Annotated in this window: 12 protein-coding genes; all 12 read left to right on the top strand. The window is 63.8% G+C overall.

The features are described 5' to 3' along the window. Positions 1-410: 410 nt before the first annotated feature. The 12 genes from C3E87_RS10790 (at position 411) to C3E87_RS10735 (ending at position 15,011) form a co-directional block, all read left to right on the top strand. Positions 411-710, top strand: coding sequence for a transaldolase family protein (locus C3E87_RS10790; protein WP_233120789.1), 300 nt, complete (start codon positions 411-413; stop codon positions 708-710). Positions 711-890: 180 nt separating this feature from the next. After that, positions 891-2,060 carry a Xaa-Pro peptidase family protein gene (locus C3E87_RS10785; RefSeq protein WP_255362922.1) on the top strand — a complete coding sequence of 390 codons (1,170 nt, stop codon included), beginning with the start codon at positions 891-893 and terminating at the stop codon, positions 2,058-2,060. A gap of 315 nt (positions 2,061-2,375) precedes the next feature. Next, on the top strand, positions 2,376-3,461 hold the full coding sequence (locus tag C3E87_RS10780; protein WP_076062631.1) for a sugar ABC transporter substrate-binding protein: 1,086 nt from the start codon (positions 2,376-2,378) through the stop codon (positions 3,459-3,461). Positions 3,462-3,536: 75 nt separating this feature from the next. After that, positions 3,537-5,678, top strand: a complete 2,142-nt coding sequence (locus C3E87_RS10775; protein ID WP_076062624.1) for a glycoside hydrolase family 20 zincin-like fold domain-containing protein — start codon at positions 3,537-3,539, stop codon at positions 5,676-5,678. Beyond that, a complete protein-coding gene (locus C3E87_RS10770; protein ID WP_076062623.1) occupies positions 5,675-7,207 on the top strand; it encodes a sugar ABC transporter ATP-binding protein in 1,533 nt (510 codons plus the stop codon). The genes C3E87_RS10775 and C3E87_RS10770 overlap by 4 nt, the downstream gene beginning before the upstream one ends. Further along, on the top strand, positions 7,204-8,184 hold the full coding sequence (locus C3E87_RS10765; RefSeq protein ID WP_076062622.1) for an ABC transporter permease: 981 nt from the start codon (positions 7,204-7,206) through the stop codon (positions 8,182-8,184). The genes C3E87_RS10770 and C3E87_RS10765 overlap by 4 nt, the downstream gene beginning before the upstream one ends. Positions 8,185-8,215: 31 nt before the next feature. Continuing rightward, positions 8,216-9,202: a LacI family DNA-binding transcriptional regulator gene (locus C3E87_RS10760; protein WP_076062621.1), complete on the top strand. Its 987-nt coding sequence runs from the start codon at positions 8,216-8,218 to the stop codon at positions 9,200-9,202. 38 nt (positions 9,203-9,240) lie between these two features. Beyond that, positions 9,241-10,161, top strand: a complete 921-nt coding sequence (locus C3E87_RS10755) for a polysaccharide deacetylase family protein (protein ID WP_076062619.1) — start codon at positions 9,241-9,243, stop codon at positions 10,159-10,161. Beyond that, positions 10,161-10,523 (top strand): sensory rhodopsin transducer, encoded by a 363-nt coding sequence (locus tag C3E87_RS10750; protein ID WP_076062617.1) that lies wholly within the window; start codon positions 10,161-10,163, stop codon positions 10,521-10,523. The genes C3E87_RS10755 and C3E87_RS10750 overlap by 1 nt, the downstream gene beginning before the upstream one ends. A gap of 16 nt (positions 10,524-10,539) precedes the next feature. Continuing rightward, complete coding sequence (locus C3E87_RS10745) at positions 10,540-11,586, top strand: DUF4432 family protein (RefSeq protein ID WP_076062615.1); 1,047 nt, start codon at positions 10,540-10,542, stop codon at positions 11,584-11,586. A gap of 379 nt (positions 11,587-11,965) precedes the next feature. Then, positions 11,966-13,753 carry a nucleoside-diphosphate sugar epimerase/dehydratase gene (locus C3E87_RS10740; protein WP_076062613.1) on the top strand — a complete coding sequence of 596 codons (1,788 nt, stop codon included), beginning with the start codon at positions 11,966-11,968 and terminating at the stop codon, positions 13,751-13,753. Between the two features lie 100 nt (positions 13,754-13,853). Next, a complete protein-coding gene (locus tag C3E87_RS10735) occupies positions 13,854-15,011 on the top strand; it encodes a DegT/DnrJ/EryC1/StrS aminotransferase family protein (RefSeq protein WP_076062611.1) in 1,158 nt (385 codons plus the stop codon). Positions 15,012-15,017: the final 6 nt, after the last annotated feature.

The following is a 15,017-nucleotide window of genomic DNA, read 5'->3' as shown; positions in this document are numbered from 1 at the left end:
CCAGGGTTGGGAGCCTCCGCGCGCCCCCTGCACACCGGCGATTCCCTCAACCCACAGCGTACGACTACTTCGCGATCCTTCAGCGGAACATTGTGCCGACGGATGGACACACTTCCTCGAGTTCCGACCCAACGGACGGGGCCGCCGTGAGCTACGAGACCGAGCATCTGCCACTGGCCATCCGGTGGCTTTCGAACAGCGGTGACGAGAAGGCGGCCGGGTCGTCTGCCGGCCAGCGCCCACCACAGGGGCCGGGCGGCCGCAGAGCGGGACGGGCTGGTTCAATGGATCCCGGGCGGAGTCAGCGCAGCCTCCCACATCGCGGTGTACCTCCTCGACCCTGATGAGGCTGCGGCCCGGCTCCCGCGACCACCCCGCCGGGTAGTCGAACCGGCACTTCCCCCCAACGGGTGGCAATCTACGATCAGGCGAGTACTAGAGCGCAGTCGATCGACATCAACACCCGTGAGACCACCGAGGCCCTCGCCGGCTTCATCAAGCGGTTCGACGCCCCGAGCAAGATCATGGCGGCCAGCTTCAAGAACATCGCCCAGGTGTCGCACGCGCTGCAGAGCGGCGCCGACGCCGTGACGCTCTCGCCGCAGCTGCTTCAGCAGGCCCTGTCCGCCCCCGACATCATCACCGCGGTGGACCGCTTCGTCGACGACTGGGAAGAGATCCACGGCACCACCGAACTGCCTTTCGAGTAGACACCCGGCTCCTCAGAGCGCCTCCCGACGAAGCCAATTTGCCCTGCGGGACAATCGTTTGCTCAAACTGGTTGACAACCCTGGAAGAGGTGTCCTAACGTTGGCGTCACGACGTTGCGCAAACGTTTGTGCAACTGGACGAAGTTGTCCCAAGTCGGACGAATCAAAGGAGATCACGTCGTGGAAAGAATCCGGATCCCAGCCAGCGAATACGCTGATCGGGCCAAGCGTGCCGGAGAGTTGATGCGAGAGCGGAACCTGGATGCCTTGCTCCTCTACGGAAACGAGGCCGATTACGCCAACGCCCGGTACTTCAGTGGTTTTTGGCCGGTCTTCGAGCGCGCCGGCGTCGCCATCAACCCAGATGGCAAGACCGCGCTCCTCGTGGGCCCCGAGTCGGACATCTTCGCCAAGGACACCGCCGCGATCCAGGACATCTTCGTCCTGGCGGAGTACCGCGAAGCCGCGGACCCCGCCTACCCGCACCTCAGCCTCCAGACGTTCCAGGACGCCTTCGGCCACCTCGGCATCAGTGGCCAGCAGCTGCGGATCGGCGTGTGCTCGATTCTCGACACCAACGTGGTGGTCTGGAACTCCCTCCAGAGCAACTTCCCCGGTGCGGAACTCGTCGACGCCCGCGACATCATGGTTGAGCTACGTTCGGTCAAGTCCGACGCGGAGGTGGCCTGTCTCAGGGAGGCCGGCCGCATCACCGATCTCGCCGTCCAAGACGTCATCGCCGCCATCCGCCCGGGAATGACCGAGCTCCAACTCGTCGGCGTGGCGCAGAAGTCGATGTACGAGAACGGTGCGGAGTACGAGGGTCTCCCCCAGTACTGCTTCGCCGAGGAGAGCACCAAGCACGCTATCTCCCGCTCCGGCTATCGGGTCCTCAAGCCGGGCGACATCATCCAGCTCAACCTGTCTGCCGCGGTGGATGGTTACAGCCCCGCCATCGGGCTGCCCGTCTCCCTCGGCCCGCTCAAGGGCGAGAAGAAGGACATCGTGGACTTCATCCTCGAGATGCACATGTGGACGGAGCGTGAGTTCGCGGCCGGCCGCGTCGCCGGCCAGATCGCCCGCGACTACGAGCAGAAGTTCCTGGACGCCGGCCGTAAGGACGCCTACGTCTACGGCCCTGCTCACGGCCTCGGCCTCACCGAGGTAGAGGCACCGTGGATGGAGACCAGCTCCGAGTACACCCTGAAGCCCAACATGACCTTCCAGCTCGACACGTTCGGCATCGGATCCAACTTCGGCGTTCGCTGGGAGAAGCCGGTCGTGGTCCGTGAGGGCGGAGTGGACTTCCTCGCCAACCAGATCGGCACGATCTACGAAGTCGGTATCTGAGCCCGCTGGTGTGCGGCCGCCCTCCCCCAGGCCGCACACCAGCCCCATCGCCCGCATCTGAGAAGGTGCACCACCCAAGCTCCTTGCAGAGCAATGCAGCACCGCAAGGCACAACGCCCGACACATCGAAGGGCACCTAGCCAGGTCCGCAAGGACCGCACGTAACGGACGAGGAAGCCTGCCAACGACGGCGGTCCGATCGTTCCCCGACCGGAAACCTCCTGTCGCACCCAGACCGTGGGAGCACCTTCCACGGCCACTACCTCTGGGTTGGTCCGAAGCCGACCCGCCACCCATTTCATGAATGGAGCAGTTATGCGACTCAAGTCTGCAGCAGTGGCCATGCTGGCCGCTGGAGCCCTAACCCTCACGGCCTGCGGAAACGCGACAAGCGACCCCACGGCCACCGAACCCGCCAACGGCACGACGACCAGCACCACCGAGGCAGCAGGCTCGGACGGGCACGTCTTCGGCGAGGACGAGACCCTCATCGGCGGCAGCATCTTCACCCTCCAGTACGCCTGGTTCCTGGGCGCTCAGGAAGGCATGGAGAAGTGGGCCGAGGAGAACCCTGAGGCGAAGGTCCGTTTCCAGTTCGAAGACAGCCAGCAGGATATCCAGACCAACATCTCCAACCTGGAGAATCTTGTTGCCGCAGGCGCCAAGGGCATCGTCGTCTTCCCCACCGACTCCCGCGCAATCATCCCCACCATGGTTGACCTGCACAAGCGCAACGGCACCCAGTTCGTGGTGGGTGACTACCCGCAGCAGCCCGACGACCCGGCAGACGCCGTCTGGAACACCTTCGTGGGCCACGACATGGTGGCGCTGGGCGAAACGGCAGGCCAGGTCGCCGTCGACTACTTCGAGAGCGCCGGCAAGAAGGACCCGACCATCGTCTACATCTCCGTCCCCACCTCCGGCGAGGTGAGCATCGACCGCTTCGAGGGCTTCAGCAAGGTGGTTCTCGAGGCCTTCCCGGACGCCAAGATCATCGAGGAAGGCGACACCGGCGGTGGCGACCGCAACTCTGCGCAGAGCCTCATGGAGAACGTTCTGCAGCGCGAGCCTGTCATTGACCTGGTGGCCGGCCACAACGACGCAGAGGTCATCGGTGCTTACAACGCTGCCGTTGGCGCCAACCGGGCAGCCGAGATCAAGTTCGTGGGTATCGCGGGCGATAAGGAAGTCCTCCAGTACATCCAGGACGGCAACGAGTCGTGGATCGGGGAGGTTCTCCAGGATCCCGTCGTGTTGGGCTACACCGCGATGGACGCCCTGTGGAAGTCCATGGCCGAGGGCGAAGAGATGCCCGAGCAGTACGACCTCCCCAAGCCTGAGGCCATCACGCCGGCCAACGTCGCCGACTACGACTGGCAGAACTGGAGCTGGCTGGGCTGACCGGCCGCCGTGTGGGCGGGCGGGATTCCCGCGAATCCCGCCCGCCACCCTCCCATCCATGAAAGGTTTCCCGCCATGATCAGCATCCTGCCCGAGCCCAAACACCTCATTCACCACGACGGTTCCACGCGAGCTTTCACCCATCTGCGGCTGACGGCCGACGATGTGGACGCGCTGACGCCCGACGAGGTCCGGGATCTCGCGGTGCTCCGCTTCCACAACTACCCGGGCATCTTCGCCGACGCCCCTGACGCGTTCCCCGTGCACGTGCACCAGGGCAGTATCGAGGACGCGGCAGTGAATCTGGCCAAGCCGGAGATGTTCGCGGAGCAGGGTTACGTTCTGGACATCCGGGACGACGGAGTCAGGCTCTCGGCCCAGGCAAGAGACGGACTGATCAATGGCCTCACCTCACTGAAGCAGCTCCTCGCCGAGCGCGAGGTGCGCGGTGACAACCCGCCCGGCACTCTCTCGCTGCCCACCTGCCTCATGGTCGATTACCCCTCCATCCCCGTGCGCGCCGTCGCTCCCACCTTCAGCTGGTACGCCGGCTACGGACGGATCGGGTTCGACATGCAGCTGTGGGGCTACGACGAATGGGAATTGTTCCTGCATCAGTGCGTCGACCAGAAGATCAACCAGCTGAACATGGTGATGTACGGCTATTGGCCCTTCGAGTTCCCTGAGTATCCCGAAACCTCGTTCACCGACATCCCCGTCGAGGTGTGGAACCAGGAGAACGGGCGCTTCATCAAGGTCAAGTACTCCCACCCCAACGTTGCCGACAACTACTTGCCGCGTTTCATCGAACTCGCCCATCGCATGGGTGTGAAGATCATGGCCTACGTGGGCCTCAACTCCTACAACGGCGGATGGACCATCGCGCACCCCGAGAAGCGGATGGTCCCCCCGGCCGGCAGCGACTTCCTGAACGATTTCGATTCGGTGTGCCTCTCGGACAAGGAGTCCGTCAGCTACATCCTCACCGCGATGCGCCGCATCGCCGAACTCGGCTTCGACGGCTACACCTTGGAGGAAAGCGAGGAGGGCTTCTGGTTCTGCACCTGCCAACGCTGCACCGAGCGGTGGGGGCAGCACGCGGACACGCCCGGCGAAGCGAAGCACCAGGCGAACCTGGAGCTGCTGATGAAGATCCGGGAGGAGGTGCGACAGGTCAACCCGGACATCATCATCGGGATCCGGGCCTTCCGCCAGCCACCCCTCGAGAAGGACCCCGCGTGGCTCCAGGCCACCGCCGATGCCCTGCCGGACGACATCGTGCTGTTCTGGGCCCCTGCGCTCTACGTGCCCCCGACGGAGTTCCAGAAGTGGGTCAAGGCGTTCGGCAAGCACCGGATCTGGGCGCGAGACACGGAGTCCAACTCCATCACCTCGACGATGGGCCGCCTGTACCGCACCTTCGAGTCCAACATGATCCGCTACGGGGATGAGCCCAACGTCCAGGTCATCGAACGAGACATCGAGCAGCACATCGGCAGCGTGGAAGCGGACGTCCACGGCATCAACGGCTACATCTTCGAATGGTTCGGCCTGTTCCTGCATCTCTTCGCGCACGGCAACTACGGTTGGGGCTCACGGCTGGAACAGGACGAGTTCTTCGCCCGCGTGGGCACCACTACCTTCGGCCCGGCTCTAGGTGCCCGCGTGCTACGGGTGATGCGGGAGATTCTCACCATCCACGAGAGCCAGATCCCCCTCTACACGACGCCGTTCCCGTTCCAGTCGAACAAGATGACCGACGCGGACATCCCCCGCATCGAGCAGGCCGTCGCCAACCACGAGCCGCTCTTGACCGAGATCCGGGCGATCCGGGCCGAGCTGCAGGTTAACCCGCGCCTGAAGGTGTGGTCGAAGCACTTCGATCGCCTGGAGAACGCCGAGCGTCGCAACCGGGTCATCTATGACCTCGTCCTGGCGGCGTTGGCCTACGAACGCGAGCGCGAGCCCGAGAAGAGAGACCTTCTCCTGGACGAGGTGCTCCATCTCAACGAGCGCGATTTCGACATCGCCAAAGAGATGTTCTTCGACCTCATGCCGGTGGGATGGACCGGGGTCCGCAGCTGCATGATGCCGTATCACGAGATGAAGCGGCTGATCCACAACCTGCGTCACCCGGAGGACACGGACAACGACATCATCTGCTCCGGCATCGAAGCGCTGGGGTGGCTCTGGCTCTCAGACAAGGACGCATCATGAGCGCGGTCGCACAGGAAGTGACACCCCAGGAGATCACCACCACGCCACTGGTCGAGATCCGCAACGCCCGCATGGAGTTTCCCGGGGTACTGGCCCTCGACGGCGTCTCGTTCGACCTGCGCCCCGGCGAATGCCACGCGCTGGTGGGCGAGAACGGCGCGGGTAAGTCCACCCTGGCCAAGTGCATCATCGGCGAGAACACCCTCACCTCGGGCGAGCTGTTCGTGGGAGGCCAGAGGGTCCCGAAGCACTATGACGTGCGGGACTCGCAGGCCCTCGGGATCGCCGTGGTCCATCAGGAGTTCCAACTGATGGAGGAGATGACCGCGCTGGAGAACATCTACGTCGGCAACTACTCGAAGCGTGGGCCGTTCATCGACCGACGCGCCCAGCGTGCCCGCGCGGCTGAACTGCTCACCTACCTGGGCGTCGACATCCACCTCGACGTGCCGGTCAAGTACCTCCGCACCGCCGAGAAACAACTCGTGCAGTTGGCGAGGGCGCTGTCCCAGGAAGCCCAGGTGATCATCCTGGACGAGCTGACCGCCGTGCTGCCCGAGAACGACATCGAGAACATCTTCCGCATCGTCGAGCTCCTCAAACGAGACGGCAAGGGCATCATCTACATCTCCCACCGTTTGGATGAGATCTTCAGCGTCTGTGATCGCTACACGGTGCTGATGGACGGCCGCCACATCAGGACCGGGGACGTGACCGAGTTGACGAAGCCCAAGCTCGTCGAACTGATCGCGGGGCGCGAATTAAGCCAGGTCTACCCCACCCTCAACCCCCCGGACGACGACGTGGTGTTGCAGGTGGAAGGGCTCACCAGCGACGCGTTCTTCGACGTGGATCTGGAAGTGCGCCGGGGCGAGGTTGTGGGCATTGCCGGCCTTGTGGGAGCCGGTAAGTCCGAGTTGCTGCTGGCGATTTTCGGAGACTACAAGGTCAAGAAGGGCACCATCCGTGTCAACGGCGAAGCGGTCTCCATGACGTCCCCGCGCAAAGCCATCCAGCATGGGCTTGGCCTCATCCCTGACGAACGCAAGCGCCTGGGCCTGAACAGCGCGCTGGATGTCAGGAAGAATGCCACCCTTCCTTCGATGCGCAAGTTCAAGAAGTGGGGTGTGTTCATGGACGACGAGGCTGAGCTGCGAAAGTCCTACGACACCTTGGAGTCGCTTCAGCTCCGCTACTCCAACCTATGGCAGCCCACGACAAAGTTGTCCGGGGGAAACCAACAGAAGATCGTCATCGGGAAGTGGCTGATCGCCGACACAGAGATCTTCCTGATGGATGAGCCCACCCGGGGAATTGATGTGGGGGCGAAGAGCGAGATCTACAGACTCATCGCGGCTCTCACCGCCGAGGGAAAGTCGGTGATCCTCGTCTCGCCCGAGATTGAGGAACTGCTCGGCTTATCGCACCGCATATACGTCCTCTACGAAGGGCGGATCCGTGACTCCTTCGAAGGAGACCGGTTGAACCAATCTGAAGTAATGACCAGTCTGTTGGGAGCAGAGAGATGACTACCGCAACCGCAACCTACGCCGCGAAGAGCACCCGCTTCTCTGGAGGCGTGAGGGCCTTCGTCAACGAGTGGATGATCCTCTTCCTCTTCCTGGCGTTGTTCGCCATCTGCTCCGTGACCATCGACCGGTTCCTGGAACTCGGCAACCTCATGAACATCGCGCGCCAGATCTCGTTCCTGTCGATCGTGGCGTTGGGGCAGTTCTTCGTCATCCTCATCGGTCACCTGGATCTGTCGATCGGCTCGGCCATCGGGCTCCAATCGGTTCTCCTGGCCGGTCTCGTCGCGAACCAGGGGCTCAGCATCTGGGTGGCGCTCCTCATGGTCATGCTGAGTTCGATCGTCCTGGGGATGGTGAACGGGCTGTTCGTGATTTACGGCAAGGTTCCCTCCTTCATTGCAACGCTCGTCACCATGAACGTTCTGACGGGCATCGCGTTCCTGTACTCGCGCGGGCTTCCCATCAGTGGTCTGCCGAGCTGGCTCAACTATCTGGGCATGGGGTACCTGTTCTCGGTGCCTGTGCCCGTCTACCTGATGGTGCTGGTCACGGCGGCATGCTACGTCTTCACGCAGCACACCGAGCTGGGGCGGAGCTTCTACGCGGTTGGCGGTAACGCAGACGCGGCGCGGCTGTCGGGGATCAACGTGAAGTTCATCGGCATGGTGGCCTTCATCATCTGTTCGTTCCTGGCCACGCTGGGCAGCATCGGCCTGACGGCCCGCACAATGTCGGGCTCCGCCACGCTGGGCGACGCGATGCTCTTCGAGGTAATGACCGTCGTCGTCCTCGGTGGAACCTCGCTATTCGGCGGCCGCGGAAACGTCCTCGGAGTTGTGTTGGGCGCCTTCCTCATCGGTGTCATCTCCAACGCGATGGTGCTCATCGGCGTGAACACCTATTTCCAGTGGATCGTCAAGGGCCTCATCCTCATTACGGTGGTGCTCATCGACGTGAACTCCAAGCGCAAGTAGAGCAGCAGGTGCATTACCAAGGCGGTGAGAGATGCCCACTCTGAGAGACATAGCCAACGAACTCGGCGTCAGCGAGTCCACCATCTCGCGGGTCCTGAACGGCAAGGGGAGGGTGAGCGAAGAGACTCGCGAGAAGGTCCTGGCCTATGCGGGCAAGATTCACTACTTGCCGAATCAGATGGCCCAGGCCCTGAAAATGCAGCGGGTGAACTCACTTGGCGTAGTGGTACCAGACATCAGCAACGAGTTCTACGCCCTCCTCTTCAAGTCCATCGACCGGTTGGTGAGCCACGCCGGGTACACCCCGATGCTGTTCAACATTGGTGAGGACGCGGCACGCGAGGAGGCCTTCGTCACGCATCTCCGCTCGTCGACTGTGGGCGGGCTGGTAGTCGCCACCGCAGGGGCCGACGTATATTCGTCGCTGCCCGAATCGCTCCTGCAGCAGATCGTCTTCGTTGACAACCTGCCGAAGGGGGACTTCGGCTGCAACTTCGTGGGTGCCGACAACGTGGGGTCCTCCTACAGCCTGACGCAGCACCTCATCGACCGTGGCCACCGCCGGATCGCCACCGTGGTGGGGCCGGCCGGCGAATCCTCCGCTCGTGAGCGTCTCGACGGGTTCGAGGGGTGCCTGGTGGCCAATGGCCTGGCGCTCAATCCGGAGTGGATCGTGCGCACCAACTTCCAGTACGCCGACGGGTACGCCAAAGTGGGCGCCATCATGGAGGGCGATGATCGCCCGACCGCCGTGATCGCGCAGAACAACGTTCTGGCGTACGCCACTGTCCGGATGGCCCGCCAACGGGGAATGTCGGTCCCCCGCGACCTCGCCGTCGCTTGTTTCGACCACATCGATACGTACGGGTTCATGCGACCCGTCATCACCACAATGGTTCAGCCCGTGGACCAGATCGCCGAAAAGGCCTGGGAACTGCTCCAGGACGGCATGGACGGCCACTACGGCGGCGAGACACACCTCTTCGATGCCGAGTTCCATCTCGGCGAAACCACCTGAGCAGCATGCGCAACGAAGCAAGACAGAAAGACAATCACATGAATCAGAACCCCATCACAGTGGTCATCGGCACCGACATGGAGACCGACGTCGGAAGCTTCACGCCCTATTACGAGGGCCTGACGAAGGGCACGCCGCTCCTCCTGGATCTCTTCGAGGAGACCGACGTGACCACCACCTTCCTGTTCACCGGGGATTCGGTGACGGCACATCCCGAGGTGGCCCGCGAGTGCCTCGCCCGGGGCCACGAGGTGGGAGCCCACTCGCTGCAGCACGAGACCGTCGGCGACCCGCTCTTCGACCTGCCCGGCACCAAGCCGATCCTGGAACACGAGGTGCTGCCCCGCCTCAGGCTCAACACCGAGCTGATCGAGCAGGCCACCGGGGTCCGCCCGGTCTCGTTCCGCTGCCCCCGGCTGTGGGGCTCCACCGCCGTGGTGAGGGCCCTGGACGAACTGGGCTACGTGGCGGATCTCACCTACCCCATGTACTTCCACCGCGAGCAGTTCGCGCCGTACTTCTCCAGCCTCGAGGACTGGACCCAGCGGGGCGAATCCTCGGTCCTGCAGATCCCGAACTTCGCCGACATGGTGATGGAGTCCAACGACCCTGGCCTGGAGCGAGATCGAGATCAATGGCCCCTGTTCCGCACCAAGGGCGGGGGGTACATGCTGGAGCGCTCGATGGCGTTCAAGCAGTTCTGCGACGGCAAGCAGATCGACACCTACCTCTGCTTCTACATCCATCCCTGGGAGTTCTGGCCCATGGAGAAGAGCTACAACTTCGGCGAGGCCACGGTGATCCCGGAGTCGTTCATCACCGAGAACGTGGGTCCGGGCGCCATCGACGAACTGCGCATCCTCATCGAGGGCCTCAAGGCCGAGGGCGCGGTCTTCATGCAGGCGAAGGACGTCCCCGCTCTTGTCAGGGAGCGGCAGTCACAGCGGGTGAGTGTGTGATGGCGGGCAAGAAGACCTGGTACTTCCCCGACGGGGAACTGCCACCCCCGGGCGACGGGGACCCGCAGGGGCACGAGTCCATCATCATCCTCAACCCCAACTCGGAGGAAGCCCGGGTGGAGGTGGCCCTGTACTGGGCGGACAAAGCACCTGACAGGTTCAACGTCGACGTCGAACCGGAGCGGGTGAGGTGCCTGCGCACCAACGTGACTACCGACATGGGCGGGTTCGAACTCCCGCGCGAGGTCCAGTACGGCATCCGGCTCACCTCCGACGTGGGCATCGTCGCCCAGTACGGGCGCCTTGATGTGCGGCAGCCGAACATGGCGTTTTACACCACTCCCGGATATCACGAAGACTGAGCCAGAAGGAGACGTCATGGAAACACCGCTGCGCAGCATCCTCTTGCGTGAGGCCATGTTCCAGGCCCACGAGCAGCCTCTGCTGGACTCCCCCGGCGTGGCGGTGTCCACGTTCCGCTACGCCTCCGGCGTAGCCGCGCTGCGGCTCGTCACCGAGCGTGTCGAACTCATCGTGTTGCCATTCCGCGGGCAGCAGGTGTGGCGCTACACCGTCGATGGCGAGCCGCTGACGATGATCAGCACGTTCGACGAGCCTTCGGCGTCAACCGCGTTCGGGGAGACGTACGGCGGCTTCCTCCTGCATTGCGGGCTCTCGGGCCTGGGCGCGCCCGGGCCCGAGGACACTCACCCGCACCACGGCGAACTGCCCAACGGCCTCTTCAGTGACGCTCGCCTCCTTCTCGGGGACGGATGGGTCGCGGTTACCGGGCAGTTCCGACACCGCGTGAGCCATACGGCCGACGTCACGTTCCAACCAACGCTCACGCTTAGCGAGGACGGCACGGGCCTTGAACTCAACATCCAGATCTCGAATCATCGCAGCAACCCCTTCGGCTACACATACCTCTGCCACGTGAACTGGCCTCTCTTCGAGGGCGGGCAGCTCGTCCAACAGGTCCCGTTCGACGATCAGCACTTCGAGCTTGCTCCACACCCCGCGCAGGAGCCGGCGACGGCCGCGTACCTGGAGGGCATCCGCTCTGACCTGCGTAAGGGAGACTCCGTCGACCCCCAACGCCGGATCGTTCCCGAGTACTGCGCGATCTTCCGGCCGACACCAGACGCCGACGGATGGGCCCACTTCATGCAGACCAGGCCTGACGGGCGGGCCGCGTGCGTGAGCTACGAAACCGAACATCTGCCGTTGGCGATCAGGTGGATCTCGAACACGGGCGAGGAGCAGGCTGCCGGCTTCTGCCTGCCCGCAAGCGCCCACCATCGCGGCAGGGCGGCAGCGGACAGAGACGGTCTGGTCCGCTGGATCCCGGGCGGATCCAGCGTCGCGTTCAACATTGAGGTGGACTTCTTCGACCCTGATGAGACTGCCGCCCGGCTCCTGTGACTACCCCGCCGGGCACTCGCGGCCGGCACCTCCTCGCGACGGTAGCAATCTACGATAGGCGCAGTACTACGGATGCAGTTGATCGACATCACGCCGCGGCGCCCACGATCGGAAAGAGATCCACGGCCCCCCGAACTGCCGTTTGAATAGGCGCCGGTGCCCGTGACCGCCTGACCTACCACACAGATGGGCGCCAGGCAGGGGCTACATAGCAGCAGATGCTGTCCAGCTAGGGGCTTTTCGCGCCCAAACACTCATAACAGTTTGGCAGTTCTCGGCGGACGGAGTATATGGTGGCCCCGTGGGGGAATGGGATGCAGCCAATGATGAAACCAACAAGCCAAGAGGGTCTAACGCTCTGAGCGCGCTCCTGTACCGCATGCCCGCAGCTGTCCGGCGCCTGGTCCTGCTCGTGTGGGATGCGCTCGCCTGGGTGCTCGCGGTGATCGTCTTCCTGTCGATGCGCAACGCGGCGCTGGAGCCCGTTCAGGCCCGGTGGGTGCTCTTCTACACCGCTGCCGCCGTGCTGCTCCAGGTCATCGGCGGGCTTAGTTCGCAGCTGTACCTCGGGCGCAACCGCATCGGCAGCTTCGCTGATGCCGCGAGCATGGGCTTCACCGTCGCCGGTATCGCGGTCCTCAACGGCACCACCTTCCTCCTGGCAGCCGACCACTTCCCCCTGCGGGCCGCAGTGGCGTTGCCCTCGCTGGCCATGATCTTCATGGCCACGGCGCGCCTGGTCTTCCGCTCCATCGTGGACAGCCGGCCCCGCAGCGCGGCGGCGAACGCCATCCCCACGCTGGTCTACGGCGCCGGCAACGCCGGCCACCAGGTGGCCACGCTCATGGACCTCGCCGAGGATGCGCCCTACCGCATCGTCGGTTTCGTCGACGACAACCGCGACAAGCGCAACCTCCGCGTCCGACACCACAGGGTGCTCGGCCTCGGCAGGGACATCATCAAGGTGGCCAAGGAGCGGGGCGCTCAAGCCGTCATCTTCGCCATCTCCGCCGCCAGCCCGGACCTCATCCAGCGCATCAGCACCGCCTGCGAGGAGCACGGCCTGGACCTGCTGATCATCCCGCCGCTGCGGGAGATGGTGGGCGGCCAGGTCACCTTGGGCTCGCTGCGCCAGCTCAACGTGGCCGACCTCCTCGGTCGCCGTCCCATCAAGACCGACCTCAGCGCCATCGCCGACTACGTCACCGGCAAGGTGGTGCTCGTCACCGGCGCTGGCGGCTCCATCGGCTCCGAGCTCGCCGCCCAGGTGCACCGTCTGGGCCCGGCCAAGCTCATCCTGCTGGACCGCGACGAGTCCGCCCTGCACGGCGTGCAGCTCGACCTGTACGGCAACGGTCTCCTCGACACCGAGGACATGGTGCTGTGCGACATCCGCGACGAGGACGCCCTCGAGCGCGTCTTCAGCAAGCACCGCCCGGACGTGGTGTTCCACGCGGCCGCGCTCAAGCACCTCCCGATGTTGGAGCGCTTCCCCCTTGAGGGGTGGAAGACCAACGTGCTGGGAACCCGCAACGTGCTGCGTGCCGCCTACTCGGTGGGCGTGGAACGGTTCGTGAACATCTCCACCGACAAGGCTGCCGCGGCCACCAGCGTGTTGGGCCGCACCAAGCGCCTCGCGGAGCGGCTCACGGCCTGGTACGCCACCGAGTACCAGGTGCCGTACCTGTCCGTGCGGTTCGGCAACGTTCTTGGCTCCCGCGGCTCGGTGCTGATCTCCTTCCAGAGCCAGATCGAGAAGGGTGGCCCGGTGACGGTCACCCACCCGGACGTCACCCGCTACTTCATGACCATCCCCGAGGCGTGCGAGCTGGTGATGCAGGCCGGCGCCATCGGCCTCCCTGGCGACGTCCTGGTGCTGGACATGGGCGAGCCGGTCAAGATCCTCGACGTGGCGAAGCGCATGATCGCGGAGTCCAAGAAGGACATCGAGATCCACTTCACCGGGCTGCGAGAAGGCGAGAAGATGCACGAGGTGCTTTTCAGCACAGTGGAGGCGGGCGCCTCTAGCGAACATCCGCTTATCAGTGAGGTTCAGGTCCCGGCGTTGGATCCCAAACTCATCGCAGACCAGATGGGGTCTGAGGAAGATGTGATGAGGATTCTCGATACAGAGCCAACCCAGGTTCACCGTGCCATCGCTGTTTGAGGCTCCTAATGCACGCTGTTAAGAGTTCGCACGGCCATCTGCCTGACGGGGTGGGACCTTTCCTATGGCAGTTGTCCGAACCCAGACTGGAGACTTGCCAATGAGCATTCCGTTCATCCCCTTCGCGATCCCTGATATTACGGAGGCCGAGATTGACGCGGTCGTGGCCGCGATGCGCTCCGGTTGGCTCACTACGGGCCCAAACGCAGCGGCCTTCGAGGAGGAGTTCGCGGCATACCTGGGGGGCGACGTCAACGCCGTCGCCGTCAACTCGGCAACTGCTGGGCTCCACCTGGCGGTGGAGGCCATCGGCCTTGGTCCCGGCGATGAAGTTCTAGTCCCGACGTGGACATTCACTGCAACTGCGGAGGTCGTGCGCTACGTCGGCGCAAAGCCTGTCTTGGTAGATGTTGACCCTCAGACCCTCAACATGGACTTCGACATGGCAAGCAGTCTCATCACCTCACGGACCAGAGCCATCATGCCCGTCCACTTCGCTGGTCTTCCTATACCGGGGAGTACCATCAGAGAGTTCGCATCACGGCACTCACTGGCGGTCATCGAAGACGCAGCCCACGCCTTTCCGGTTCGGGATGAATCGCGCCTTGTTGGGGCGGGTGATAGCGAGGCCACAGTGTTCTCGTTCTATGCCACCAAGACCATCACGACGGGTGAAGGTGGGATGCTCGTCACCCGCAGCGATGACATCGCCCGCCGCGCACGGGTGATGCGCCTGCATGGGATTAGCCGTGACGTTTTCGATCGGTACACCTCTACGAAACCGTCGTGGGAGTACAGCATTATTGCGGCCGGCTACAAATACAACATGCCTGACACTGCGGCCGCCATGGGTCGAGTGCAGCTCTCGCGCGCGGAGTCCCTGCGACAGCGTCGCGAGAGGATCGCCGGACGTTACGACGACGCCCTCGACGGACTCCCCGCAAAGCTGCCCCCCAAACCGAAATATCCGCGAGGCCATGCCCACCACCTCTACTTCATCCGGCTAACGGATCAGAGCCCCGTGGGCCGCAATGAGTTCATAGAGAAGATGGCCGCAGTTGGTGTGGGAACCAGCGTGCATTTCATCCCGCTCCATCTGCATCCATACTGGAGCGCGGGGCTAGGTGTTGGCGCGAAAGATCTCCCCGTCGCCTCGGAGACGTACAAGACCGTGGTCAGCCTGCCCATCTACCCCTCCATGACTGACTCGGACGTGGACCGCGTTGCAGCCGCGGTGCGCGGGATCTTGAATAAGTAGGAACAG

Source organism: Tessaracoccus sp. ZS01 (assembly GCF_022342445.1).
Lineage (GTDB): Bacteria > Actinomycetota > Actinomycetes > Propionibacteriales > Propionibacteriaceae > Arachnia.
Note: the sequence above shows the minus strand (reverse complement) of the source record. Positions and strands in the feature narration are given on the sequence as shown.

Excerpts from the sequence above, each read along its gene's own strand:
- C3E87_RS10780 (WP_076062631.1), top strand. The coding sequence starts at position 2,376 with ATGCGACTCAAGTCTGCAGCAGTGGCCATGCTGGCCGCTGGAGCCCTA.
- C3E87_RS10775 (WP_076062624.1), top strand. The coding sequence starts at position 3,537 with ATGATCAGCATCCTGCCCGAGCCCAAACACCTCATTCACCACGACGGT.
- C3E87_RS10770 (WP_076062623.1), top strand. The coding sequence starts at position 5,675 with ATGAGCGCGGTCGCACAGGAAGTGACACCCCAGGAGATCACCACCACG.
- C3E87_RS10765 (WP_076062622.1), top strand. The coding sequence starts at position 7,204 with ATGACTACCGCAACCGCAACCTACGCCGCGAAGAGCACCCGCTTCTCT.
- C3E87_RS10760 (WP_076062621.1), top strand. The coding sequence starts at position 8,216 with ATGCCCACTCTGAGAGACATAGCCAACGAACTCGGCGTCAGCGAGTCC.
- C3E87_RS10755 (WP_076062619.1), top strand. The coding sequence starts at position 9,241 with ATGAATCAGAACCCCATCACAGTGGTCATCGGCACCGACATGGAGACC.
- C3E87_RS10750 (WP_076062617.1), top strand. The coding sequence starts at position 10,161 with ATGGCGGGCAAGAAGACCTGGTACTTCCCCGACGGGGAACTGCCACCC.
- C3E87_RS10745 (WP_076062615.1), top strand. The coding sequence starts at position 10,540 with ATGGAAACACCGCTGCGCAGCATCCTCTTGCGTGAGGCCATGTTCCAG.
- C3E87_RS10740 (WP_076062613.1), top strand. The coding sequence starts at position 11,966 with ATGCCCGCAGCTGTCCGGCGCCTGGTCCTGCTCGTGTGGGATGCGCTC.
- C3E87_RS10735 (WP_076062611.1), top strand. The coding sequence starts at position 13,854 with ATGAGCATTCCGTTCATCCCCTTCGCGATCCCTGATATTACGGAGGCC.